This is a genomic window from Mesorhizobium sp. M2E.F.Ca.ET.209.01.1.1, from assembly GCF_004010375.2.
Lineage (GTDB): Bacteria > Pseudomonadota > Alphaproteobacteria > Rhizobiales > Rhizobiaceae > Mesorhizobium.
In genome coordinates, this window is the sequence record NZ_SADP02000025.1 from 45500 (window position 1) to 67906 (window position 22407).

The window sequence follows — 22407 nt, forward strand, 5'->3', positions numbered from 1 at the left end:
GCTAAATCTGTGGTTAGGAGCGTTTGCGTGTGGGTTCGATATCGCCGGCATCCGAGCGCTGTCTCAGCCGCAGCCGGGAGACGCGCTGCCAGTCGCCGCTGCGCTCGGCTTCCGCCATCGAGCGCTCGACATAACTGATGTGATCCATCGCAGCCTTGCGCGCGGCGATCGGATCGCCGGCCTTGATCGCGCCATGGATCGCCCGGTGCTGCTCGAGCAGCGCCTCGCGCGCGCCGGGCACGCCGAACACCAGAAGCCGGTTCTGGAAAACGCCTTCCGACAACAGCCGGTAGCAGGAGCGCAGTGTGTGCAGCAGGATGATGTTGTGCGCGCATTCGCACACCGCGTGATGGAACTCGACGTCGATCTCCGCCTCGTCGTCGAAGTCGCCGGTCCGGTGCGCCTCGTCCATGCGCGCCATGATGCGGTCGAGCAGCTTAAGATCCTCCGGCGTTGCCCGCCGCGCCGCATATTCGGCCGCCACCGCCTCGATCTCGCGCCGGTACTCCAGATAGTCGGTCACCGCCTTGCGGTGCGTGGAGATGAGGTCCGTCACCGGCTTGGTGAAGAGCTGGCCGATGACGTCGGCGATATACGTGCCGCCGCCGGGTCGCGTCGTCAGCAGTCCGCGCCCCTCCAGCGCCTTCAGCGCATCGCGCAGGATCGGTCGCGACACGTCGAACTGGCGCGCCAGCTCGCGTTCGCCGGGCAGCCGGTCACCGGTGCGCAGAACGCCTTCGAGGATCAGGCTCTCGATCTGCTGAACCACCTCGTCGGCGGTGCGCGAATGCTCGATCCTGGAGAAAATGTCGCTCAAAGGGGCGCCTGGAGAACGGAATGGATGTCGCCCAGATTAATGCGTCTGTCGCCAACTGGTCAAATTATTTATCCAATTTGCTCGATCTGGTCGGATCCGCTGCCGCGCGCCGCCATCGCCGGATGCTAATATTTGCTGTTTACGCGTCCCGCCGATTGCCGCAAGACGACCGGGTTGCACGAAGGGTCGAAAACAGGGGGACCAGCCGTGTCCGACGAGATGTCCAGTCTCGAATTCCAGCCGCGTGCCCAAGGCAGCGTCCTGGGCTTGCCGGCGCATGAGGGGCGGCCCGGCGCGATTGGCGAGGTCCATGCCCGTCCGCACCCGCTGATAGAAAAGCCGCGCGTGCTGATCCAGCTTTCTTTCATGACCGAGGCCGGCGCCGCGGTCGACCATGCCGTGCTCTCGGAGCTTTCGCGGCGGCTGGGCATCGCCGCGCCGGAGCGCAACGCGCGCCACCACGCCATGAAATGGGGCAAGGGCTCGCTGCGTTGGGAGCGGCATACGGAATTCTCGACTTATCTGTGGGAGGGGCCATTGGCCGAGAACGGCCGGGGGCAGGAGGATTCGCCCTTCGGCAACGGCTTCTCGCCGCCTGGCACGGTGATTTCCGGCATCCGCCTCGAAATCCGCAAATGGACGCAGGCGAGCGAAAGGCTGATCGCCGGCTTCGATCCGACCAGCCTGTGCTATTCGCTGGTCGAGCGTGGCGCCGCCGCCATCATCACCGATTTCCGCCAGGACGGCGACGGCCTGACCCGCATGCTGGTGCTCGACCGCGGCTTGACGCCGGCCAGCACCGGCGCCTTGTCGCAGCGGCTGATCGACATCGAGACCTACCGCACGCTCGCCATGTTCGGCCTGCCGCTGGCGTTGACGCTGTCCGGCCGTGCCCGCCGTATCGAGGACCGCCTGGCCCAGACCACGCTGGAAATGAAGGCCGTCGAGACCCGCGACAGCCAGACGCTTCTCGCAGACCTCACCGAGCTCGCCGCCGAGCTCGAGGCCGACGCCGCCTCCAGCCTTTACCGCTTCGGCGCCAGCCGCGCCTATGACGGCATCGTTACCGAAAGGCTGGAGGCGCTGGATGAAGAGCCGGTGCAGGGTTTCGACACCTGGGCGGGCTTCCTGCTGCGGCGCATGGCACCGGCCATGCGCACCTGCCGCTCGGTCGAGGAGCGCCAGGCCAACCTCTCGCGAAAGCTCACCCGCGCGACCACGCTTCTGCGCACCTGGGTCGATGTCGAAGTCGAGAAGCAGAACCGTGACCTGCTGGCATCGATGAACAACCGGGCCCGGCTGCAACTGCGCCTGCAGCAGACGGTCGAAGGCCTGTCCGTGGCCGCCGTGTCGTACTACGTCGTCGGTCTCATCGGCTATGTCGCCAAGGGCGCCTCGGTCTTCGGCCATGCCTTCGCGCCCGAGGTCGTCACCGCCGCCTCCGTGCCGGTCGCCATCCTGCTCGTCTGGTGGGGCGTGCGCCGGGTGCGCAAAATGCATTCCGAGCCGGCGAAGCATCCGGGCGAGTAGGCACCTCTTTACCCTCCCCCTTGTGGGGAGGGTCGATCCGCGCAGCGGATCGGGGAGGGGGCTCGTAAAGCGCCTCGCCAACGCGGCCCCCGCCCCGCTCACTTCGTTCGCGACCCTCCCCACAAAGGGGAGGGTGGAGCGCCAGCGGCAGATTGCCGCTGCGGAAGCTGGGCACGACGCTCGCCGCCCGATGCGACCAAAGCAGCGTTTGCAACAAAACGATCAGGCTGGTAAAAGATTTTGACCAGTCAAGCGAGATGACCGATGTCCGGCCTAGCCATGCCCAAGCCAGATGCCGAGACGCTGCGCCGGCGCGCCGAGATCGTAGCCGACATGCGCATCATCGTGCCGGGCGAGGGCGTCGTCGACACGGCCAATGAAATGCGCGCCTTCGAAAGCGACGGCCTGACCGCCTACCGGCAATTGCCGCTGGTCGTCGTGTTGCCGGAAACGGTGGCTCAGGTCTCGCGGGTTCTCAAATACTGCAACGAGCGCAACATCCGCGTCGTGCCGCGCGGCTCCGGCACTTCGCTCTCCGGCGGCGCGCTGCCGCTGGAAGATGCGGTGCTGCTGGTGATGAGCCGTTTCAACCGCATCCTTCAAATCGACTACCCCAACCGCATCGTGGTCGCTCAGCCGGGCGTCACCAATCTCGGCATCACCACCGCCGTCGAGCAGGAGGGCTTCTACTATGCCCCCGATCCATCCTCCCAGATCGCCTGCTCGATCGGCGGCAATGTCGCGGAAAATTCCGGCGGCGTGCACTGCCTGAAATACGGGCTTACCGCCAACAATGTGCTGGGCATCGAGATGGTGCTGATGAATGGCGAGGTGGTCAGGCTCGGCGGCAGTCACCTCGATCAGGAAGGCTACGACCTGCTCGGCGTGATGACCGGCTCTGAAGGCTTGCTCGGCGTTGTCACCGAGGTGACGGTGCGGATCCTGAAAAAGCCGGAGACGGCGCGCGCGCTGCTGATCGGCTTTCCGACCAGCGAAGAGGGCGGCCAATGCGTCGCCGACATCATCGGCGCCGGCATCATTCCGGGCGGCATGGAGATGATGGACCGCCCGGCGATCCATGCGGCGGAGGATTTCGTCCATGCCGGTTACCCGCTCGACGTCGAGGCGCTGCTCATCGTCGAGCTGGACGGGCCGAGCGTCGAGGTCGACCATCTGATCGGTCTCGTCGAGGCGATCGCCTATAGGAACGGCTCGACCACCTGCCGCATCTCGCAGTCCGAGCAGGAGCGGCTGAGCTTCTGGGCCGGGCGCAAGGCGGCTTTCCCGGCCGTTGGCCGCATCTCGCCGGACTATTACTGCATGGACGGCACCATTCCGCGCAAGGAATTGCCGAGGGTGCTGGCCGGCATGCGCGAACTTTCCGAGAAATACGGGCTTGGCGTCGCCAATGTCTTCCATGCCGGCGACGGCAATCTGCACCCGCTGATCCTCTACGACGCCAATGTGCCGGGCGAGCTCGACAAGGCCGAAAGCTTCGGCGCCGACATTTTGCGGCTTTGCGTCGAGGTCGGCGGCGTGCTGACCGGCGAGCACGGCGTCGGTGTCGAGAAGCGCGACCTGATGCCGGAAATGTTCAACCAGATCGACCTCGACCAGCAGATGCGCGTCAAATGCGCCTTCGACCCCAACCATCTGCTCAACCCGGGGAAAGTGTTTCCGCAACTGCGCCGGTGCGCGGAGCTGGGAAGGATGCATGTGCATCGCGGGCAAGTGGCGTTTCCGGATATTCCGAGGTTTTGATGGGGGCGCGGGATCAAAGTTCCTCGCCCCCGCAAAGCGGGGGAGAGGTGGCTCGGGCGAAGCCCGAGACGGAGAGGGGGACGCCCTATCAGCCAAGCCGCCGCTCGCCCGAAAAGCTCGCCCGAGCCCGCGAGCTGCGTCACGGTGATAATCAGGCGGAAGCAATCCTCTGGAGCGAACTGAAGGCAAGAAAGCTCGGCGGATATAAATTCGTTGGCCAGATGCCCATCGGTCCGTATTTCGCGGATTTCGCCTGCAGGAGCCAAAAGCTGATCGTGGAGCTAGATGGCAGCCAGCACGCGGACAGTTCATACGACAGGCGGCGGGATGAATTCATGCGGGGCGAGGGCTTCTCGGTTTTGCGGTTTTGGAGCTTCGATGTTTTGAAGAACAGGAGGAGCGTTTGCGAGACGATCCTCGCAGCGCTGGAAGGGCGGCTTGTTGAAGACGTCGTTGCTGCCGACCTCAGGTTTGTTTTCGCAGCCAGGAAGACGGGAGACAGCGCTCTATGATGGCCCCCTCTCCGTCTCGGGCTTCGCCCGAGCCACCTCTCCCCCGCTTTGCGGGGGCGAGGAACCCAAGCTTTTCAAGGTCGCGACATCGGCGGTTGGCGTTTCCTCGCCCCCATGAAATGGGGGAGAGGTGTCCGCATGGCGGACAGAGAGGGGGCAGCGCCGCCGTATGCGATTGCCCTGGCCTTGCGGGGGCGAGGAAAGGCGCCCGCCCATGACCACCTTCACCCCATCCTCTTCCGCCGAAGTCCTCGCCACCATCCAATGGGCGGCCGGCGAAGAAACGCCGCTGGAAATCCTCGGCCACGGCTCCAAGCGCGGCATCGGCCGTCCGCTGCAGACCGAGCACACGCTCGACCTCTCCACGCTCACCGGCGTCACCCTCTACGAGCCGGCCGAATTGGTCCTCTCCGCCAAGGCCGGCACGCCGCTCGCCGAGATCGAAAGACTGCTTGCGGAAAACGGCCAGCAATTTGCCTTCGAGCCGATGGACTACGCTCCGCTGCTCGGCGGCGAGCCAGGCAGAGGCACCATCGGCGGCGTGCTCGCCACGAACCTGTCCGGCCCTCGGCGGCTGAAGGCAGGCGCCGCGCGCGACCATATCCTTGGCGTCGCCGCGGTCTCCGGCCGTGGCGAGGCCTTCAAGTCGGGCGGACGCGTCGTCAAGAACGTCACCGGCTACGACCTTTCCAAGCTGATGGCGAACAGCTGGGGCACGCTCGCCGTGCTCACCGATGTCACGTTCAAGGTCTTGCCGGCAGCGGAAACGGAAGTGACTCTGGCCATTCGCGGCCTGCTCGACGAGGCCGCCGTCGTCGCCATGGCGATGGCGCTGGGCTCCAGCGCCGAGGTGTCGAGCGCGGCGCATCTGCCGGAACGCATCGCCGCACGTGTCGCCGGCGGCAAGCACGGCAGCGACGCCGCCACGCTGCTGCGCGTCGAGGGGTTTGGCCCCTCGGTCGTCTATCGCATCGAAGCGCTCAAGCAGCTGCTCGGCAAGGCCGGGCCGCTGGAAGAGATCGCCGGCGAAGCGTCGAAAACGATCTGGCGCGACATCCGCGACTGCCGGCCCTTCGCCGACGGCGGCGCGCGAGCGGTCTGGCGCGTCTCGATGGCGCCGTCCGCGGCGCACCACATGGTGATGGCGCTGCGCATGCAGGTGGCGGTCGACGCATTCTACGACTGGCAGGGTGGCCTGGTGTGGCTCTCCATGCGCGAGGACGATCCGGAGGCCGAGCTTCTGCGCGGCTTGATCCGCAAGCATGGCGGCGGCCATGCGACGCTGGTGCGCGCCTCCGCCCCGCATCGCGCCGCGCTGCCGGTCTTCGAACCGCAGCCGCCACATCTGGCGGCGCTCTCGGCGCGGCTCAAGGCCGAATTCGACCCGAAGAATATACTCAACCCCGGCCGCATGGCGCCAGGCGCCGGCTCTGCTACTCTCGTCCAATCAACGGAGGGAGCAGCATCATGAGCAATACCGATCCAGGACCGAGCAGCGCGCCGCGCCAGACTGATCGCTGGCTGGAGCCGGGCCAGACCAACGCGCTGGTCATCTACATCCTCTACCTCGCCGGCCTCGTCATCGGCATCACCGGCATTGTCGGCATCGTGCTTGCCTACATCAACCGCGGCAAGGCCGGCGGCTTCGTCGAAAGCCACTATACGTTCCTGATCAGGACGTTCTGGATCGGCGTTCTCTACGCGCTGATCTCGGTGGTGCTGATGATGCTTGTGATCGGCTTCGTGCTGATGTTGGCCGTCGCCGTCTGGTTCATCGCCCGCTGCATTCTCGGCATCCAGGCGCTGCAGCGCGGCGAGCCCGTAAGGAACCCGCAAAGCTGGCTTCTGGGACAGTAAGGATTTCTGCGTGCAGACCAATTTCTCCCTTGCCCAGCTCGCCGATCCGCATGTCGCGGAATCGGAGAAAATCCTGCGCAAATGCGTGCATTGCGGCTTCTGCACCGCCACCTGCCCGACCTATGTGACGCTTGGCAACGAGCTGGATTCGCCGCGCGGCCGCATCTACCTCATCAAGGACATGCTGGAGAACGCCCGCCCGGCGGACAAGGAGATCGTCACCCATATCGACCGCTGCCTGTCCTGCCTTGCCTGTATGACGACATGTCCGTCGGGCGTGAACTACATGCATCTGGTCGACCACGCCCGCGCCCATATCCAGGAGACCTACAAGCGGCCGCTGCTCGACCGGCTGACCCGGGCCATGCTGGCCTTCGTGCTGCCTTATCCCAGCCGCTTCCGCGCGGCGCTGAAACTGGCCGGGCTCGGCCGGCCTTTCATCGGCCTGTTCGAAAAACTGCCGGCCTTGAAGCCGGTCGCCGCCATGCTGAAGCTCGCCCCATCGTCACTTCCGCCTGTGTCGCCAAAGGCCTCGCCTGGTGTGCATGCCGGGCAGGGAACAAAGCGCGGCCGCGTCGCCATCCTTACCGGCTGCGCGCAATCGGTGCTCGATCCCGCCATCAACGACGCCACCATCTCGCTGCTGACCAGGCTGGGCGTCGAGGTCGTGGTGCCGGAAGGCGAGGGCTGCTGCGGCGCGCTCGTCCATCACATGGGCCGCGAGGATCAGGCTCTTGCCTCGGCCAGACGGAATGTCGACGCCTGGACCCGCGCCATCGAGCAAGGCGGGCTCGACGCCATCATCATCACCGCGTCGGGCTGCGGCACGACCATCAAGGATTACGGTTTCATGCTGCGCCTTGATCCGGCCTATGCGGACAAGGCCGCGCGCGTCTCGGCGCTGGCCAAGGACGTCACGGAATATCTCGCCACGCTCGACCTGCCCGAGCCGGTGCGCAAGCCGGGCATGATCGTCGCGTACCATTCCGCCTGCTCGATGCAGCACGGCCAGAGGATCACGCGCCAGCCGAAGGAGTTGCTCGCCAAGGCGGGCTTCGTCGTGCGCGAGCCGCGCGAGGGGCATTTATGCTGCGGCTCCGCCGGCACCTACAACATCCTGCAGCCCGACATTTCCGCCAAATTGCGCGACCGCAAGGTGAGAAACATCGAGGCGACCGGCGCCGAGATCGTCGCCACCGGCAATATCGGCTGCATCACCCAGATCGCGTCCGCCGCCAGGCTGCCGGTGGTGCACACGATCAAACTGCTCGACTGGGCCTATGGCGGTCCGAAGCCTGAGGGTGTTTCTGAGGGAGGGCTTGCGGCAGCAGAGTGATCCTCGTCGCCAGCTCCCCCCTCATCTGGCCGCTTTGCGGCCACCTTCTCCCCGAGGGGAGAAGAGGTTGGCGCTTGCGTCGACAATCTCCTTTCCCCCACCGGGAGAGGTCGGCCGAGCGAAGCGGAGGCCGGGTGAGGGCCCGTGCTACTCCGCCGCGAGCTGGTCCGCCACGCCGTAGGTCGCGCGGTAGAGCGCGCGCTGGCGGTTGAGCGCCACCATGGTGTTGCGCAACAGGATCGCCACGGTGAGCGGGCCGACGCCGCCCGGCACCGGCGTGATCCACGACGCCACTTCCTTGACGCTGTCAGTGTCGACATCGCCGACGATGCGGGTTTCGCCGTCGGGTCCGACCTCCGAGTTGATGCCGATGTCGATGACGCAAGCCCCCGGCTTCACCATGTCGGCCTTGATCAGCCTGGGCTTGCCGACCGCGACGAACAGCGCGTCGGCACGCCGTGCATGCGCCGCCACCGATCGCGTCATGTGGTGGCACACCGTCACCGTCGCGCCTTCGCTCATCAGCAGGAAGGCGATCGGCTTGCCGACGATCTCGGAATGGCCGACGACGACCACTTCAAGTCCCTTGAGCTCGAGGCCGGTCTCCTTCAGCAGTTCGACCGAGGCCGCCGCCGTGCAGGGCGCCAGATCGAGCTGGTTGTAGACGATGTTGCCGATCGAGGCCGGGTGCATGCCCTCGACGTCCTTCAGCGGATGCACCGCCGCCTGCAGCGTCTTGATCGGGATATGCGCCGGAACCGGCCGCTGGATGATGATGCCGGTGACGCGCGGATCGGCGTTGAGGCCATGGATCGCCGCTTCCAACTCGCCGGCGGTGATGTCGGCGGCGAAGCGACGCTCCTCGAAGCCGATGCCGGCAAGAGCGGCCTTGGCGCGCTGATTGCGCACATAGACGTCGACCGCTTCGGTATCGCCGACAGTGATCGACACCAGCTTCGGCGGAAAGCCTTCGGCTGCTGCAATCGCGGCGTCCTCGCGCACCGAAGCGATGATGCGCTGGGCGACCGGGCCGCCTTTCAAATAGCGGCTGTTGTCGGTCCGGGTCATGGCTGGCACCTCTGCCTTCTGAAGCAATTCAAGGAAAAGCGCGTAAGCGGCGTTGCGACCGGAATTGCGTGACTATCAGGATTTGTGCACTGCAATAGCAGAGGAGCGCCGCGAAATCAGCCCCGAAAGCGAAACCGCCTGCTTTTGGGGCGACCTAAAGCGCGTCGCGATCTTTCAGATTCGCTCCATGCGCTTTAGGTTTTTAGTTTTACGCATGTCTTTATCCCGAAACCGGTTCCCACTTTCGGGAGACATGCTCTAGCGCGCCATGCGTCAAAGAAGACGCAAAAACGAAAAGGGCAGCGCAGTTGCCCGCGCTGCCCTTTCGTGACCGGCCGTATCCCCACACGGCCCGTCCCCCGTAAACTCTGCCGCCGGTTTAAGCACATCCCGAAGGATCGCACTATGACTTGTCGGCAACAGCATCGAACTAAAAAGTGCTGCGCCGTCTAACCGGCCGATTCGCTGCGGCTATATCACCTCGACGGTGGTTCCGACATTCACGCGCTCGTAAAGGTCGACGACATCCTCATTGCGCATGCGGATGCAGCCGGAAGACACCGCGCCGCCGATCGTCCAGGGCTGGTTGGTGCCGTGGATGCGGTATTCGGTGGTGCCGAGATAGAGCGCGCGCGCGCCGAGCGGGTTCTCGATGCCGCCGGCGAGATACGTCGGCAGGTAACGGCCCTTGGCGGCCTCGCGCTTGATCATCTCCGCCGGCGGCCGCCAGTCAGGCCAAACCTTCTTGTCGGTGATCTTGTGCGTGCCCGACCATTCGAAGCCGGGCTTGCCGGTGCCGACGCCATAACGCCGCGCCTTGCCGTTCTTCTCGACCAGATAGAGGAAATTCTGGTGCGTATCGATGACGATGGTGCCCGGCTTCGCCGGCCCGTCATAGGCAACTTCCTGCGGCAGATAGATCGGGTTGATCTGCGGCCGCATCACCATGCGCCTGGCCGGCTGCTGCACGGCCGCCGTGCGCTGCCGGTCGGGCTGCGCCTGGAAAAGGCGCAGCAGCGGCTGCTGCATCGCCTGCCGGGCCGGCCGCACGATGCCCGGCGCATGGCCAAGCTGCAGCACCCAGGGCGCCGAAAGGTCGGGGCTCACCGTCACCGGCGGCATATCGGCATAGCGGTCATTGGCAAGGGTAGTCGTGGCGCCGGCGGCAAGGATCGCCGCGGCACCAAGCAGGGAACAGAACGCTGTCTTCATCGGAACGCACCTTGATCGTCGAACTCGTGCCGAGAGCGGAGGGCCCTTCGGTTGCGCGATCCTTGGCGCGTAGCGGCAAGCAAAACATGAATCGGAATGCGTAAAATGCCGCTTTGTCAGTAAACCTTTTGGTGTGGTTACCGGCCGGTTCAGGAATCTGGTAAAGCCACGGTAAAACCAGCGCGGAAGCGCATTAACGAATGGATTTGGTAGCGATGGCGACTGAAAATGCCGGCATTCTCGACGGCCCTGACGGGAAGGCGCGCTGCTTCTGGCATGGCAATTTGCCGGACTATCTCCATTACCACGACCATGAATGGGGCCGCCCGGTTACGGATGATCGCCGGCTGTTCGAAAAGATCTGCCTCGAGGGATTCCAATCCGGCCTCTCGTGGCTCACCATCCTGCGCAAGCGCGAGAATTTCCGCGAGGCTTTCGCCGGCTTCGACTTCGACAAGGTGGCCGCATTCACCGACGCGGACGTCGAGCGCCTGCTCGGCAATGCCGGCATCATCCGCCATCGCGGCAAGATCGTCTCGACCATCAACAACGCCAAACGCGCCCGCGAGATGGTCGACGAGTTCGGCTCTTTAGCCGCCTGGTTCTGGAAGTTTGAACCGGGCCCGGACGAGCGTCCGGAAATCGTCGACCTCGCGCATCTGCGCGCCAATCCGACGACGGCCGTGTCGGTCAGGATCTCGAAGGAGTTGAAGAAGCGCGGCTGGAGCTTTGTCGGCCCGACGACGGTCTACGCCTTCATGCAGGCGATGGGCCTGGTCAACGACCATCTCGAGGGCTGCTACTGCAGGGCGGAGGTGGAGCAAGAGCGCAAGAAACTTAAGCGGCCGAAATGAAGGGTTTTCCCTTCTCCCCCTTCACGGGGAGAAGGTGCCCGAAGGGCGGATGAGGGGCAGCGGCGACCTTCGAGATTCCCAATAGACCTCAGCTCAAACCCTGCTGGCACCTGCCAAAAACAACCCAGCGAGGATCGCCGCCACCGCCGCGAAAGCCGGGTAGATCACCAAAAGCCCGGTCACCAGCGCGTCGCGCGCGCTCGGCTTGGCCGCCGCAACCTCGAACGGCCCGGCCGGCTGCTGCGCCGGCTTGAGCGCCGAAACCCCGGCAGGCCTCAGCCTTGCGGTCTCGTTCTCGATGATGTCTTCAGCCGTCGTCATGGCCCCGAACCCCTTGTTTCGGCGCGCTTTATGGTCGTCGATTGTGTCGGCAGCATGCCGCGCTGGTGGCGGAATTGTTTCGTTTTTGGTGTGGTTTGTTTCGAAAGGTGGGCTGGAACCTCAAAATACCCGAAACCAAGACCGACGCTAATCTTCGCCGCTCGGCGCTGCGGCGACCGCATCATAGGGGGAGAAAACTGTTACCTATGTATCCGGTTCAAAGTGTTACCCATCTATCCGCTGGACAGCTGCCGCCGTGGTTTTCGCCAATCACCCGCGCCGGAGCTGTCGCGCCAGCGCCGAGGCTCCTCCTTCTCCCCGTTCCACGGGGAGAAGGTGCCCGAAGGGCGGATGAGGGGCGGCGCGGCGCTTGCGACTTAGGCTGCAAACCCTTGCCGCACCAAGCAGCATCGGTTAGGACACGCGCGCCTTAGAAATAGGAAATTTCCTATCCATGGCGAGCCACGAAACACTGAGTACCGATCCCATGGCCGACAAATCCGAGAAGACGAAAGCGCGGCTGCCGCGCGGTTTTGCCGACCGCAGCGCCGAAGACATCCGCGCCGTCGAGAAGATGATGGCGACCATCCGCTCGGTCTATGAGCTCTATGGCTTCGAGCCGGTCGACCAGCCGATGATCGAATACACCGATGCTCTGGGCAAATTCCTGCCCGACCAGGACCGGCCGAACGAAGGCGTGTTTTCCTTCCAGGACGACGACGACCAGTGGCTGTCGCTGCGCTACGACCTGACCGCGCCGACGGCGCGTTTCGTGGCGGAAAATTTCGACAAGCTGCCAAAGCCTTATCGTAGCTACCGTTCCGGCTGGGTGTTCCGCAACGAGAAGCCGGGTCCCGGCCGCTTCCGCCAGTTCATGCAGTTCGATGCCGACACGATCGGCACGCCGGGCGTCGCGGCCGACGCCGAGATGGCGATGATGATGGCCGACGTCATGGAAGCGCTCGGCATCAAGCGCGGCGACTATGTCATTCGCGTCAACAACCGCAAGGTGCTCGACGGCGTGCTGGAGGCGATCGGGCTTGGCGGCGAGGAAAATGCCGGACGGAGGCTGACCGTGCTGCGCGCCATCGACAAGCTGGACAAGCTTGGCCCGGAAGGCGTCAGGCTCCTGCTTGGTCCCGGACGCTGGGATGGCGGCAAGGAAGGCGAGGGCGACTTCGCCAAGGGCGCTGGATTGAATGATACGCAAGCCGAGGCGGTTCTCCTGGCAACGGCCAGGAACGGGCAGGCCGCCCGGGACGCCAGCGTCAATGCCAACGCCGTCTATCAGGAAGGCGTCGGCGAACTCGCAACGATCGAGGCCCTGGTTAGAGCCGCGGGCTACGGCGAAGACCGCATCGTGATGGACCGCTCCGTCGTGCGCGGCCTCGAATACTACACCGGCCCGGTCTTCGAGGCCGAGCTACTGGCCGAAATCCCCAATGACGAAGGCCAGATCGTGCGCTTCGGTTCGGTCGGCGGCGGCGGTCGCTATGACGGGCTGGTCTCGCGCTTCCGCGGCGAGCCGGTGCCGGCGACCGGCTTCTCCATCGGCGTCTCGCGGCTGATGACGGCGCTGAAGAACCTCGGCAAGATCGATACCTCCGACGTCATCGCCCCGGTCGTCGTGCTGGTCATGGACAAGGACACGGAAAGCCTCGGCCGCTACCAGAAAATGGTCGCCGACCTGCGCGCCGCCGGCATCCGCTCCGAAATGTATCTCGGCGGCGCCGGCATGAAGGCGCAGCTCAAATATGCCGACCGCCGCGGCAGCCCGGTGGCGATCATCCAGGGCGGCGACGAGCGCGCCAAGGGCGAGGTGCAGATCAAGGACCTCATCGAAGGCGCGCGCATGTCGGCCGAGATCACCGACAATGCCGAATGGCGCGCCGCAAGGCCGGCGCAGGTCACGGTGGCGGAGGGTGACCTGGTGGCTGAGGTGAAGAAGATACTCGCTGCACAGGCGGCCGACCGCACAAAGGGTGGCGCTTGAGCCCCCCTCTCTGGCCTGCCGGCCATCTCCCCCTCAAGGGGGGAGATTGGATGTCGCGACGGCTTTCGCCAATTTTCAACGTTGCAGGAGGAGGCGCGGCGCTCAAACTGCAAATCTCCCCCTTTGAGGGGGAGATGTCCGGCACGACAGAGAGGGGGGCCTCGCGCCCAACCTATCCATGACCACCCGCCCCGCCATCGCCGCCGACATTGCAAAACTCTTCGCCACCCGCGACACGCATCGCGTCGAGGTCGCCGTGCTGCAGCCGGCCGATCCGTTTCTCGACATGGCGGGCGAAGACCTGCGCCGCCGCATCTTCCTGACCGAGAGCGAGACCGGCAAGACACTGTGCCTGCGGCCCGAATTCACCATTCCGGTCTGCCTTGACCACATCGCCAGCCAGGCGGGTACGCCGCGTCGCTATTCCTATCTCGGCGAAGTGTTCCGCCAGCGTCGCGAAGGCGGCAACGAGTTCTTCCAGGCCGGTATCGAGGACCTCGGCGACCTTGACACGGCCGCCGCCGATGCCCGCTCGCTGGCCGACGCGCATGCGCTGCTGTCTCTGGTGCTGCCCGGAAAGGCGCTCGCCATCACGCTTGGCGACCAGACCCTGTTCGAGGCGGTGCTGGCGGCGCTCGGCCTGCCGCGCGGCTGGCGCATGCGCCTCGCCCGTGCCTTCGGCTCGGCGCCGATGCTGGAAGCGGCCCTTGCCGATCTCGCCTATCCGCCGCGCAACAGCCAGCTGTCCGGTCCGGTTGCCTTGCTGGTACTCGACGGCGATGCGGAAGGCCTCGCCGCGCACATTGCCGAAGGCATGGAGGAGGCCGGTCTGTCGGCTTCCGGCGGCCGCGCGCCCGCCGACATTGCGCGCAGGCTGATCGAGAAGGCGCAGTTGCGCAGCGTGCGCCTGTCCGATGACGCCTTTTCGGCGCTGAAGGGTTTTCTCGAGATCGACGTCGCGCTCAGCGGCGCGACCGCGGCGCTGGAAAAATTCGCCGCCGGTGCCGGCCTGTCGCTAGGACCGGCGCTGGAGAATTTCGCCGCCCGCGCCAAGGCGATCGAGGCGCATGGCCTGCCTGCGGCGCAGATCCGTTACGACGCCGCCTTCGGCCGTCCGCTCGACTATTATACCGGCCTCGTCTTCGAGATCGCTGTCCAGGGAGGCGATCGCCCGCTGGCCGGCGGCGGCCGTTACGATCGGTTGCTGACGCTGCTCGGAGCAAAAAAGCCCATCCCCGGCGTCGGCTTCTCGGTCTGGCTCGACCGCATCGAAGCCTTGCGGGAGGCAGCGCAATGATCACGCTGGCGATCCCGTCAAAAGGCCGTCTCAAGGAACAGTCTCTCGAAGTGCTGGCCAAGGCTGGCCTTGCCGTCACCCTGCCGGAGGACAACCGCAAATACCGCGCCCGCATCGACGGGCTCGACAATGTCGAAGTGGCCTTTCTCTCGGCTTCCGAGATCGCCGGCGAGATCGGGCAAGGATCGGTCGATCTCGGCATCACCGGCGAGGATCTGCTGCGCGAGAACCTCGCCGATTGGGAAACACGCGCCGAGATCGTCGCGCGCCTCGGCTTCGGCCATGCCGACGTCGTGGTCGCGGTGCCCGACATCTGGCTCGATGTCGATACCATGGCCGACCTCGATGACGTCGCCGCCGATTTCCGCCAGCGCCACGGCAGGCGGCTCAGGATCGCCACCAAATACTGGCGGCTGACGCAGCAGTTCTTTTCGCTCAAGCACGGCATCCAGGTCTATCGTATCGTCGAAAGCCTCGGCGCCACCGAAGGCGCGCCGGCGGCAGGGCTCGCGGACGTCATTGTCGACATCACCACCACCGGCTCGACGCTGCGCGCCAACCACCTCAAGGTGCTGGGCGACGGGGTGATCCTCAAGTCTCAGGCCTGTCTGGTCGCGTCCAGGAAGCAGCGTGATGCGGTGGATGAAGAGCAGGTGCGCGATATCGCCGCGAAGATGTCAGCGATAACGGAGTAGCGTCGGCGCTCCCCTCATCCGACCGCTTCGCGGCCACCTTCTCCCCGACGGGGAGAAGAGGTAAGCGCCGGCGCCGACAGTCTCCTCTCCCATCGGGAAGAGGTCAGCCGAGCGAAGCGGAGGCTGGGCGAGGGTCAGTACCTTCGGCGGGTTTCCACCGCCCTTGCAGGCTGATAGTCTCAATCATCCCGGGGAGGAACGGCGATGGCGATCAAACTCGACGAGCTTATGAACGCCAGCAATCTGCGCAAGACCGGCAACAGCTTGATTGCTCCGGTCGATGGCAAGGCGCATGTGTCGGGCGATCGCTCGGTGCCTTTGCTCGACAAGACCATTCCGGAGCTGTTCTCCGATACGGTGAGCAGATACGCCACGCTCGACGCCGCCGTCTTCGTCGGTCAGGACAAGCGCTTCACCTGGAGCGAGCTCTCGGATGCGGTCGACGCTTTGGCCGCCGGTTTCCTGGCGCTCGGGCTGGAAAAGGGCGACCGCGTCGGCATCTGGTCGCCGAACCGCTGGGAATGGCTGGTGACGCAGTTCGCCACCGCCCGCATCGGCCTGATCCTGGTCAACATCAACCCGGCCTATCGGCTGACCGAGCTGGAATATGCGCTCAACAAGGTCGGCTGCAAGGCACTGGTCACGGCGGCCCAGTTCAAGACATCCGACTATCTCGGCATGATCGAGACGCTGGCGCCGGAGATCGCCAGGGCGGAGTCCGGCAACCTCAAGGCGAAAAAACTGCCGGCGCTGAAGATCGTCATCCGCATGGGCGACGACAACTCGCCCGGCATGTTCAATTTCGGCGATGTGCTGGCCATGGGCGGCCGCGACGAGCACGACAGTCTCGACCGTATCTCGGAGAGCCTGAAGCCCGCAGATGCCATCAACATCCAGTTCACCTCCGGCACGACCGGCGCGCCCAAGGGCGCGACGCTCACTCACGCGAACATCGTCAACAACGGCAATTTCGTCACCTCGGCGATAAAACTAACCGTCGACGACCGGCTCTGCATCCCGGTGCCGCTCTACCATTGCTTCGGCATGTCGATGGGCACGATGGGCTGCGTCTCCAAGGGCGCGACCATGGTTTTCCCGGGCGAAGGTTTTGACGCCGGCGCGACGCTGAAGGCGGTCGCGCAGGAGCGCTGCACCGGCCTCTACGGCGTGCCGACCATGTTCGTCGCCATGCTCGACCATGCGGATTTCGCCAGCTTCGACCTCTCCAGCCTGCGAACCGGCATCATGGCCGGCTCGCCGTGCCCGATCGAGGTGATGAAGAAGGTGGTGTCGCTGATGCATATGAGCCAGGTGACCATCGCCTATGGCATGACGGAGACCAGCCCTGTCTCCTTCCAGAGCAGCGTCGACGACCCGCTGGAAAAGCGTGTCTCCACGGTCGGGCGCATCCACCCGCATGTCGAGGTGAAGGCGATCGGCGCGGACGGTGCGACCGTCGCGGTCGGCGAGCCAGGCGAGCTTTGCACGCGCGGCTATTCGGTGATGAAGGGCTATTGGGACGACGCGGAGAAGACCCGCGAGGCGATCGACGCAGACGGCTGGATGCACACCGGCGACCTCGCCACCATCGACGCCGAGGGCTATTGCAACATCGTCGGCCGGGTGAAGGACATGGTCATTCGCGGCGGCGAGAACGTCTATCCGCGAGAAGTCGAGGAATTCCTCTACCGCCATCCCAAGATCAAGGAAGTGCAGGTCTTCGGCATTCCCGACGACAAATATGGCGAGGAGCTCTGCGCCTGGATCGTCTTGAAGCCCGGCCAGATCGCCACCGCCGAAGAAATCAAGGCCTTCTGCGCCGGCCAGATCGCGCATTACAAGGTGCCGCGCCACATCCGTTTCCGCACCGAATTGCCGATGACGGTGACCGGCAAGCCGCAGAAATTCCTGATGCGCGAGGCGATGGTGGAAGAATTGGGGCTGGTGGCGCAGAAGACGGCTTGAAACGGCATTCATGGACAACGAGTTTCCAAATTTCGCGGCGTTGAAAGCCGCCAAGATCGAAAACGTGGATTATCGCATCGTCGTCCGGCGTGGCGCGCGAACCGGCGGTGCCATCGTCATGGCCCCGCATGGCGGCAAGATCGAGCCCCGCACTTCCCTGATCACCGAGACGATAGCCGGCGGCGATCTCGACATGTATTGCTTTGAAGGGCTGATGCCGGAAAGCAACCGGGAGCTGCACATAACGTCCAGGAACTTTGACGAGGCAACCGCGCTGGACCTGTTGCGGACGAAGTCCACCGTCGTCGCCATCCACGGCCGTCAGGATCGCGACGATCTCGCGACGGTCTACCTGGGCGGCAAGGACGCCGCGTTGGTTTCGGGGATAGCCTGGCGTCTGCATGAGGCCGGCTTCCAGACGCAAAAGGACAATCATCCCTTTCCGGGCATCCAGGATTCGAACATCGTCAATCGCGGACTGACGGGAAAAGGAGCACAGCTGGAAGTGCCTTTCTCGCTGCGCCGCCAGCTGGGCAACGAGCCGGAGCTTCTGGAGAGATTCTGTGGGGCGGTCCGCGAGGCCATCGACATAGTCGACGCCAGGAACGGTGCCCGGTCCCCGATCATGTTTTGAACGGCGCGCCTGGACTAAAGCGCGTCGCGATCTTAGGGGGCTTGGATGACTGCTTACACCCGGTCGGTGACGTCCTACACGATGCCGTTGGCCGCGCTGGCGATGGCGCTCGCGGTCAGGGCCAGCGGCCTTTCGGTTGACGAAGGGTCGCTGAACGTCAGGATACTCGTCGGAGCGCTTTCGAGCGCGATCATGTTCACCACCATTTTCGTCGTGCTCGACCACGCCGAGGCGGTGGCCCGGCGCGTAGGGGAGCCATACGGAACATTGGTGCTGACCTTTGCGGTGACGGCAATAGAAGTGTCGATCATCGTCTCCATGATGCTGCATGGAGCAAACAATCCGACACTGGCGCGCGAGTCCGTCTTCTCGACGGTGATGATCACCTCCACCGGTGTCGTCGGCATATGTCTCACGCTTGGCGGCTGGCGCTATCGCAAGCAGGCGATCCTTCGGCAAGGCACCAGCGCTTACCTGTCGGTTCTGATCGCGCTGACCGTGATGACGCTTATTCTGCCGACCTACACAAAAGCCACGGATCCCGGCACGTTTTCGGCGGCTCAGCTTGGTTTCGTCAGCGTTCTTTCGGTGCTGCTCTATGCGAGCTTCGTGTTCGCCCAGACCGTCCGTCACCGGGAGGACTTCGTTCAGGGACAGGCGCACGACGGGCCGATGCGAACCGCCTCCCACGACAGCATTTCCGTCAGCGCCCTGCTGCTGGCGAGCGGGCTCATCGGCATAGTCCTGCTCGCCGAGCAGGTGGCAGCAAGCGTGGAGGACGCGCTCGCCGCTTATCAGGTGACCCAGGCCGACAGCATTGTGGGGGCGTTGATCGCGGCACTGGTTTTGATGCCGGAGGCCATCTCGGCGATCCGCGCCTCGTTCAAGAATGAGCTGCAGCGAAGCCTGAACGTCGCGATGGGCTCGGCCTGCGCCACGATCGGCTTGACGATACCGGCCGTCGCCGCCGCCAGCCTGCTGACGGGCAGAGGACTGACGCTCGGGCTTCCGGCCTCCGATGCCGTGCTTTTGGCCCTGGCCCTTTTCATATGCAGCGTCAGCTTCAGCACCGAAAGAACGACATTCCTGACGGGAATGGTCCATATCGTGGTGTTTTTCACCTATGTGTTTCTGATCTTCGTGCCGTGAAATTTGTCACGCCGACCCTCAGGCGCGGAATGGAGACACCTCGAATGGTGCCTCACGCCGCAAGCACCGCCCGATCCAGCCCGCGTATGATCCGCGCCAGTTCCACGCACTCGTCCTGGCGCACCTTGTTCTTCCGCCAGGCCATGCAGATCATGCGTTGCGGCATCGGCTCCTGGAACGGCACGATCCTCAGATCCGGCATGACGCCGGCGGCACTTGCCGCCATTTCCGGCACCAGGGTGACGCCGAGCCCATGCGCCACCATCTGCAGGAGCGTGGTGAGGCTGGTCGCGCCATAGCTTGCCATCGCCACTGGCCGCACATTGCCGCAGACGGCCAAGGCCTGCTCGCGCAGGCAGTGGCCTTCCTCCAAGAGCATCAGCCGCTCCAGCGCCGGGCTTTCGGGCGGTACCGGCGGCGAGGCGAAGGCCGGATCGCCGGCGGGAACGGCGAGGAAGAAGCGGTCGGGAAAAAGCCCTTCGGTGACGATCGCCGGCTGATCGAGCGGCAACGCCGCGATGAAGGCGTCGAGCCGGCCGGACGTCGCGTCCTCGACCAGCGACGCGGTCACCGCCTCGCGCAGCTCGAGTTGGAGGGAAGGGTAGTGCCTTTTCAGCTCCGGGAGCACATGCGGCAGCAGGTAGGGCGCGACGGTCGGGATGATGCCCAGCCGGAAACGTCCTTCCATGCTCGGGCGGCCGCGCCGGGCAGTCGTCTCGACATCACGTATGTCGGCCAGAATGCGCTCGATACGCGGCTGCAGGGCAAGCGCCTCGTCGGTCATGCGCACCGTCTTGCCGCCGCGCTCGAACAACAGGCAGTTCAGCCGCTCTTCCATTTCGGCGATCTGCGCGGAAAGCGCCGGCTGGCTGACGCCGGCAAGCTTCGCGGCGCGGCCGAAATGCAGCGTCTGCGCCAGAGCGTCGAAATATTGCATTTGCCGGACAGTGAGGCCAATCATAAGAAAATCCTATCAAATGAAACAGGAAAGGCAATTTGTCTTTATCGGCTGGCCGGCCTAGTCTGGAATCATTCCAGGTTGGCGCGGCCAATGGCTGCCCCCGGAAATTCCGGGAAAATCAACCTCGGCAAAATTCAACCACGGCAAAACCTCGGCAGAATCGGGAGACCCAAGATGGACGCGAAAACCGACGACAACAGCGCTGGCAAATGCCCGGTGGCGCATGGATCCGCACGGACCAACCGCGACTGGTGGCCGAACCAGCTCGACCTTTCCGTGCTCCACCAGCAGTCGAATCTGTCGGACCCGATGGGTGAAGATTTCGACTACGCCAAGGAGTTCGCGAGCCTCGACCTCGATGCGGTGATCAAGGACCTGCACAAGGTCATGACGGATTCGCAGGACTGGTGGCCGGCCGACTTCGGCCATTACGGGCCGCTCTTCATCCGCATGGCCTGGCACAGCGCCGGCACCTATCGCATCGGCGACGGCCGCGGCGGCGCCGGTGCCGGTCAGCAGCGTTTCGCGCCGCTGAACAGCTGGCCGGACAACGCCAATCTCGACAAGGCGCGCCGGCTGCTGTGGCCGGTCAAGCAGAAATACGGCCGCAAGATCTCCTGGGCCGACCTTCTGATCCTCACCGGCAACGTCGCGCTGGAATCGATGGGCTTCAAGACCTTCGGCTTCGCCGGCGGCCGCGCCGATGTCTGGGAACCGGAGCAGGATGTAGACTGGGGCTCCGAAGCGAAGTGGCTCGGCGACGAGCGCTATTCGGGCGATCGTGAGCTTCGCGGCCATCTCGGTGCCGTGCAGATGGGCCTGATCTACGTCAACCCGGAAGGCCCGAACGGAAAGCCGGACCCGGTCGCCGCGGCGCGTGACATCCGCGAGACCTTCGGCCGCATGGCGATGAACGACGAAGAGACTGTAGCGCTGATCGCCGGCGGCCACACCTTCGGCAAGACGCATGGCGCGGGCGACGCCTCGTTGGTGGGCGCCGAGCCGGAAGGCGCCGGCATCGAGGCGCAGGGCCTCGGCTGGTCGAGCAAATATGCATCCGGCATCGCCGGCGACGCCATTACCTCCGGTCTCGAGGTCACCTGGACGACGACGCCGACCAAGTGGAGCAACAACTTCTTCGACAACCTGTTCAACTATGAATGGGAGCTGACGAAGAGCCCGGCCGGCGCCCATCAGTGGACGCCGAAAGGTGGCGCCGGCGCCGGCACGGTTCCGGACGCGCACAATCCCTCCAAGCGCCACGCGCCGGCCATGCTCACCACCGACCTCGCGCTGCGTTTCGACCCGGCCTATGAAAAGATATCGCGCCGGTTCCACCAGAACCCGGACCAGTTCGCAGACGCCTTCGCCCGCGCCTGGTTCAAGCTCACCCATCGCGACATGGGTCCGGTCGTGCGCTATCTCGGCCCGCTCGTGCCGAAGGAAGAGCTGATCTGGCAGGATCCGATCCCCGCCATCGACCACGAGCTGGTGAGCGAAGCCGACATTGCGTCGCTCAAGGCCAAGATCCTGGCCTCCGGCCTCTCGGTTTCCGAGCTGGTCTCGACCGCCTGGGCCTCGGCCTCGACCTTCCGCGGCTCCGACAAGCGCGGCGGCGCCAATGGCGCCCGTATCCGTCTGGCGCCGCAGAAGGACTGGGAGGTCAACGAGCCGGCTCAGCTCGCCAAGGTGCTCGGCAAGCTCGAAACGATCCAGAAGGAGTTCAATGCGGCTCAGAGCGGCGATAAGAAGGTCTCGCTGGCCGACCTCATCGTGCTCGGCGGCGCCGCCGCGGTCGAGAAGGCGGCGAAAGACGGTGGCAACGAAGTAAAGGTGCCCTTCAGGCCTGGCCGCATGGATGCTTCGCAGGAGCAGACGGATGTCCACTCCTTCGCGCCGCTGGAGCCGAAGGTCGACGGCTTTCGCAACTATGCCCGCGGCAGGCTGCCGATGTCGGTCGAGGCGATGCTGGTCGACCGCGCCCAGCTGCTGACGCTGACGGCGCCGGAAATGACCGTGCTGGTCGGCGGCTTGCGCGTGCTCGGCGCCAATGCCGGCGGCTCGAAGCACGGCGTCCTTACCGACAGGCCAGGCCAGCTCACCAACGACTTCTTCGTCAACCTGCTCTCGATGGCGACCGTCTGGGATCCGGCGGCCGGCTCCGAGCCGGGTTCCGATGAAGTCTACGAAGCGCGCGACCGCAAGACCAGGGAAGTGAAGTGGACCGGCACCCGCGCCGACCTCCTCTTCGGCTCGCACGCGCAGCTGCGCGCGCTCTCCGAGGTCTATGGTTCAAGCGACGCCAAGGCGAAATTCGTCAAGGACTTCGTCAAGGCATGGACGAAGGTGATGAACGCCGACCGCTTCGACATCGCGAAGTAAGGTCGTACCTCCCAAGAAAAAGGCGCGGGTCATGCCCGCGCCTTTTTTGCGTCTCTCCGGAGC

General features: G+C 64.8%; 20 protein-coding genes. 14 read left to right on the forward strand and 6 right to left on the reverse strand.

The annotated features are described in order from the left end of the window. Nucleotides 1-13: 13 nt before the first annotated feature. Nucleotides 14-817: an FCD domain-containing protein gene (locus EN852_RS30295; protein WP_127879559.1), complete on the reverse strand. Its 804-nt coding sequence runs from the start codon at nucleotides 815-817 to the stop codon at nucleotides 14-16. A 207-nt stretch (nucleotides 818-1024) separates the two neighbouring features. On the opposite strand from EN852_RS30295, the gene EN852_RS30300 reads away from it, so the two are divergent. The 6 genes from EN852_RS30300 (at nucleotide 1025) to glcF (ending at nucleotide 7813) form a co-directional block, all read left to right on the forward strand. After that, nucleotides 1025-2347: a DUF3422 family protein gene (locus tag EN852_RS30300; protein WP_127879560.1), complete on the forward strand. Its 1323-nt coding sequence runs from the start codon at nucleotides 1025-1027 to the stop codon at nucleotides 2345-2347. A 264-nt stretch (nucleotides 2348-2611) separates the two neighbouring features. Beyond that, on the forward strand, nucleotides 2612-4108 hold the full coding sequence (locus EN852_RS30305) for an FAD-linked oxidase C-terminal domain-containing protein (RefSeq protein WP_127879561.1): 1497 nt from the start codon (nucleotides 2612-2614) through the stop codon (nucleotides 4106-4108). A gap of 47 nt (nucleotides 4109-4155) precedes the next feature. Further along, nucleotides 4156-4620 carry a DUF559 domain-containing protein gene (locus tag EN852_RS30310; RefSeq protein ID WP_246694455.1) on the forward strand — a complete coding sequence of 155 codons (465 nt, stop codon included), beginning with the start codon at nucleotides 4156-4158 and terminating at the stop codon, nucleotides 4618-4620. Nucleotides 4621-4834: 214 nt separating this feature from the next. Further along, a complete protein-coding gene (locus EN852_RS30315) occupies nucleotides 4835-6091 on the forward strand; it encodes an FAD-binding protein (RefSeq protein ID WP_127879564.1) in 1257 nt (418 codons plus the stop codon). Continuing rightward, the gene (locus EN852_RS30320) at nucleotides 6088-6477 is read left to right on the forward strand and encodes a DUF4870 domain-containing protein (protein ID WP_127879566.1); all 390 of its coding nucleotides are present in this window, start codon (nucleotides 6088-6090) and stop codon (nucleotides 6475-6477) included. The genes EN852_RS30315 and EN852_RS30320 overlap by 4 nt, the downstream gene beginning before the upstream one ends. 10 nt (nucleotides 6478-6487) lie before the next feature. Next, nucleotides 6488-7813: a glycolate oxidase subunit GlcF gene (gene glcF, locus EN852_RS30325; RefSeq protein ID WP_127879568.1), complete on the forward strand. Its 1326-nt coding sequence runs from the start codon at nucleotides 6488-6490 to the stop codon at nucleotides 7811-7813. 147 nt (nucleotides 7814-7960) lie between these two features. Here glcF and EN852_RS30330 read toward each other — a convergent pair whose 3' ends face one another. Then, the gene (locus tag EN852_RS30330; RefSeq protein ID WP_127879570.1) at nucleotides 7961-8881 is read right to left on the reverse strand and encodes a bifunctional 5,10-methylenetetrahydrofolate dehydrogenase/5,10-methenyltetrahydrofolate cyclohydrolase; all 921 of its coding nucleotides are present in this window, start codon (nucleotides 8879-8881) and stop codon (nucleotides 7961-7963) included. Between the two features lie 471 nt (nucleotides 8882-9352). Then, nucleotides 9353-10093, reverse strand: coding sequence for a L,D-transpeptidase (locus EN852_RS30335; protein ID WP_127879572.1), 741 nt, complete (start codon nucleotides 10091-10093; stop codon nucleotides 9353-9355). Nucleotides 10094-10308: 215 nt separating this feature from the next. Between EN852_RS30335 and EN852_RS30340 the strand changes: the two genes are divergently transcribed. Then, nucleotides 10309-10947 carry a DNA-3-methyladenine glycosylase I gene (locus EN852_RS30340; protein ID WP_127879574.1) on the forward strand — a complete coding sequence of 213 codons (639 nt, stop codon included), beginning with the start codon at nucleotides 10309-10311 and terminating at the stop codon, nucleotides 10945-10947. 93 nt (nucleotides 10948-11040) lie between these two features. Here EN852_RS30340 and EN852_RS30345 read toward each other — a convergent pair whose 3' ends face one another. Continuing rightward, entirely contained in the window at nucleotides 11041-11268 is a 228-nt protein-coding gene (locus EN852_RS30345; protein WP_112130047.1) for a hypothetical protein, read from the reverse strand. 487 nt (nucleotides 11269-11755) lie between these two features. On the opposite strand from EN852_RS30345, the gene hisS reads away from it, so the two are divergent. From hisS to EN852_RS30375, 5 genes are all read left to right on the forward strand, one after another. Beyond that, nucleotides 11756-13261 carry a histidine--tRNA ligase gene (gene hisS / locus EN852_RS30350; protein WP_127879601.1) on the forward strand — a complete coding sequence of 502 codons (1506 nt, stop codon included), beginning with the start codon at nucleotides 11756-11758 and terminating at the stop codon, nucleotides 13259-13261. Nucleotides 13262-13439: 178 nt separating this feature from the next. Beyond that, nucleotides 13440-14558 (forward strand): ATP phosphoribosyltransferase regulatory subunit, encoded by a 1119-nt coding sequence (locus EN852_RS30360; RefSeq protein WP_127879578.1) that lies wholly within the window; start codon nucleotides 13440-13442, stop codon nucleotides 14556-14558. After that, complete coding sequence (hisG, locus tag EN852_RS30365) at nucleotides 14555-15253, forward strand: ATP phosphoribosyltransferase (protein WP_127879580.1); 699 nt, start codon at nucleotides 14555-14557, stop codon at nucleotides 15251-15253. The genes EN852_RS30360 and hisG overlap by 4 nt, the downstream gene beginning before the upstream one ends. A gap of 204 nt (nucleotides 15254-15457) precedes the next feature. Beyond that, the gene (locus EN852_RS30370; protein WP_127879582.1) at nucleotides 15458-17218 is read left to right on the forward strand and encodes an AMP-binding protein; all 1761 of its coding nucleotides are present in this window, start codon (nucleotides 15458-15460) and stop codon (nucleotides 17216-17218) included. Nucleotides 17219-17228: 10 nt separating this feature from the next. After that, a complete protein-coding gene (locus tag EN852_RS30375; RefSeq protein ID WP_127879583.1) occupies nucleotides 17229-17852 on the forward strand; it encodes a poly-gamma-glutamate hydrolase family protein in 624 nt (207 codons plus the stop codon). Between the two features lie 74 nt (nucleotides 17853-17926). On the opposite strand, the gene EN852_RS42600 is transcribed toward EN852_RS30375, so the two are convergent. Continuing rightward, nucleotides 17927-18172: a hypothetical protein gene (locus tag EN852_RS42600; protein WP_246694457.1), complete on the reverse strand. Its 246-nt coding sequence runs from the start codon at nucleotides 18170-18172 to the stop codon at nucleotides 17927-17929. Here EN852_RS42600 and EN852_RS30380 point away from each other — a divergent pair. Continuing rightward, nucleotides 18066-19001: a calcium:proton antiporter gene (locus EN852_RS30380; RefSeq protein WP_348643491.1), complete on the forward strand. Its 936-nt coding sequence runs from the start codon at nucleotides 18066-18068 to the stop codon at nucleotides 18999-19001. The two genes, EN852_RS42600 and EN852_RS30380, sit on opposite strands and share 107 nt — an antisense overlap. Nucleotides 19002-19053: 52 nt before the next feature. Here the strand turns inward: EN852_RS30380 and EN852_RS30385 are convergent, their stop codons facing one another. Continuing rightward, complete coding sequence (locus EN852_RS30385; protein WP_127867307.1) at nucleotides 19054-19962, reverse strand: hydrogen peroxide-inducible genes activator; 909 nt, start codon at nucleotides 19960-19962, stop codon at nucleotides 19054-19056. A 174-nt stretch (nucleotides 19963-20136) separates the two neighbouring features. Between EN852_RS30385 and katG the strand changes: the two genes are divergently transcribed. Beyond that, the gene (gene katG, locus EN852_RS30390; protein ID WP_127879587.1) at nucleotides 20137-22344 is read left to right on the forward strand and encodes a catalase/peroxidase HPI; all 2208 of its coding nucleotides are present in this window, start codon (nucleotides 20137-20139) and stop codon (nucleotides 22342-22344) included. The last annotated feature ends 63 nt before the right edge of the window (nucleotides 22345-22407 follow it).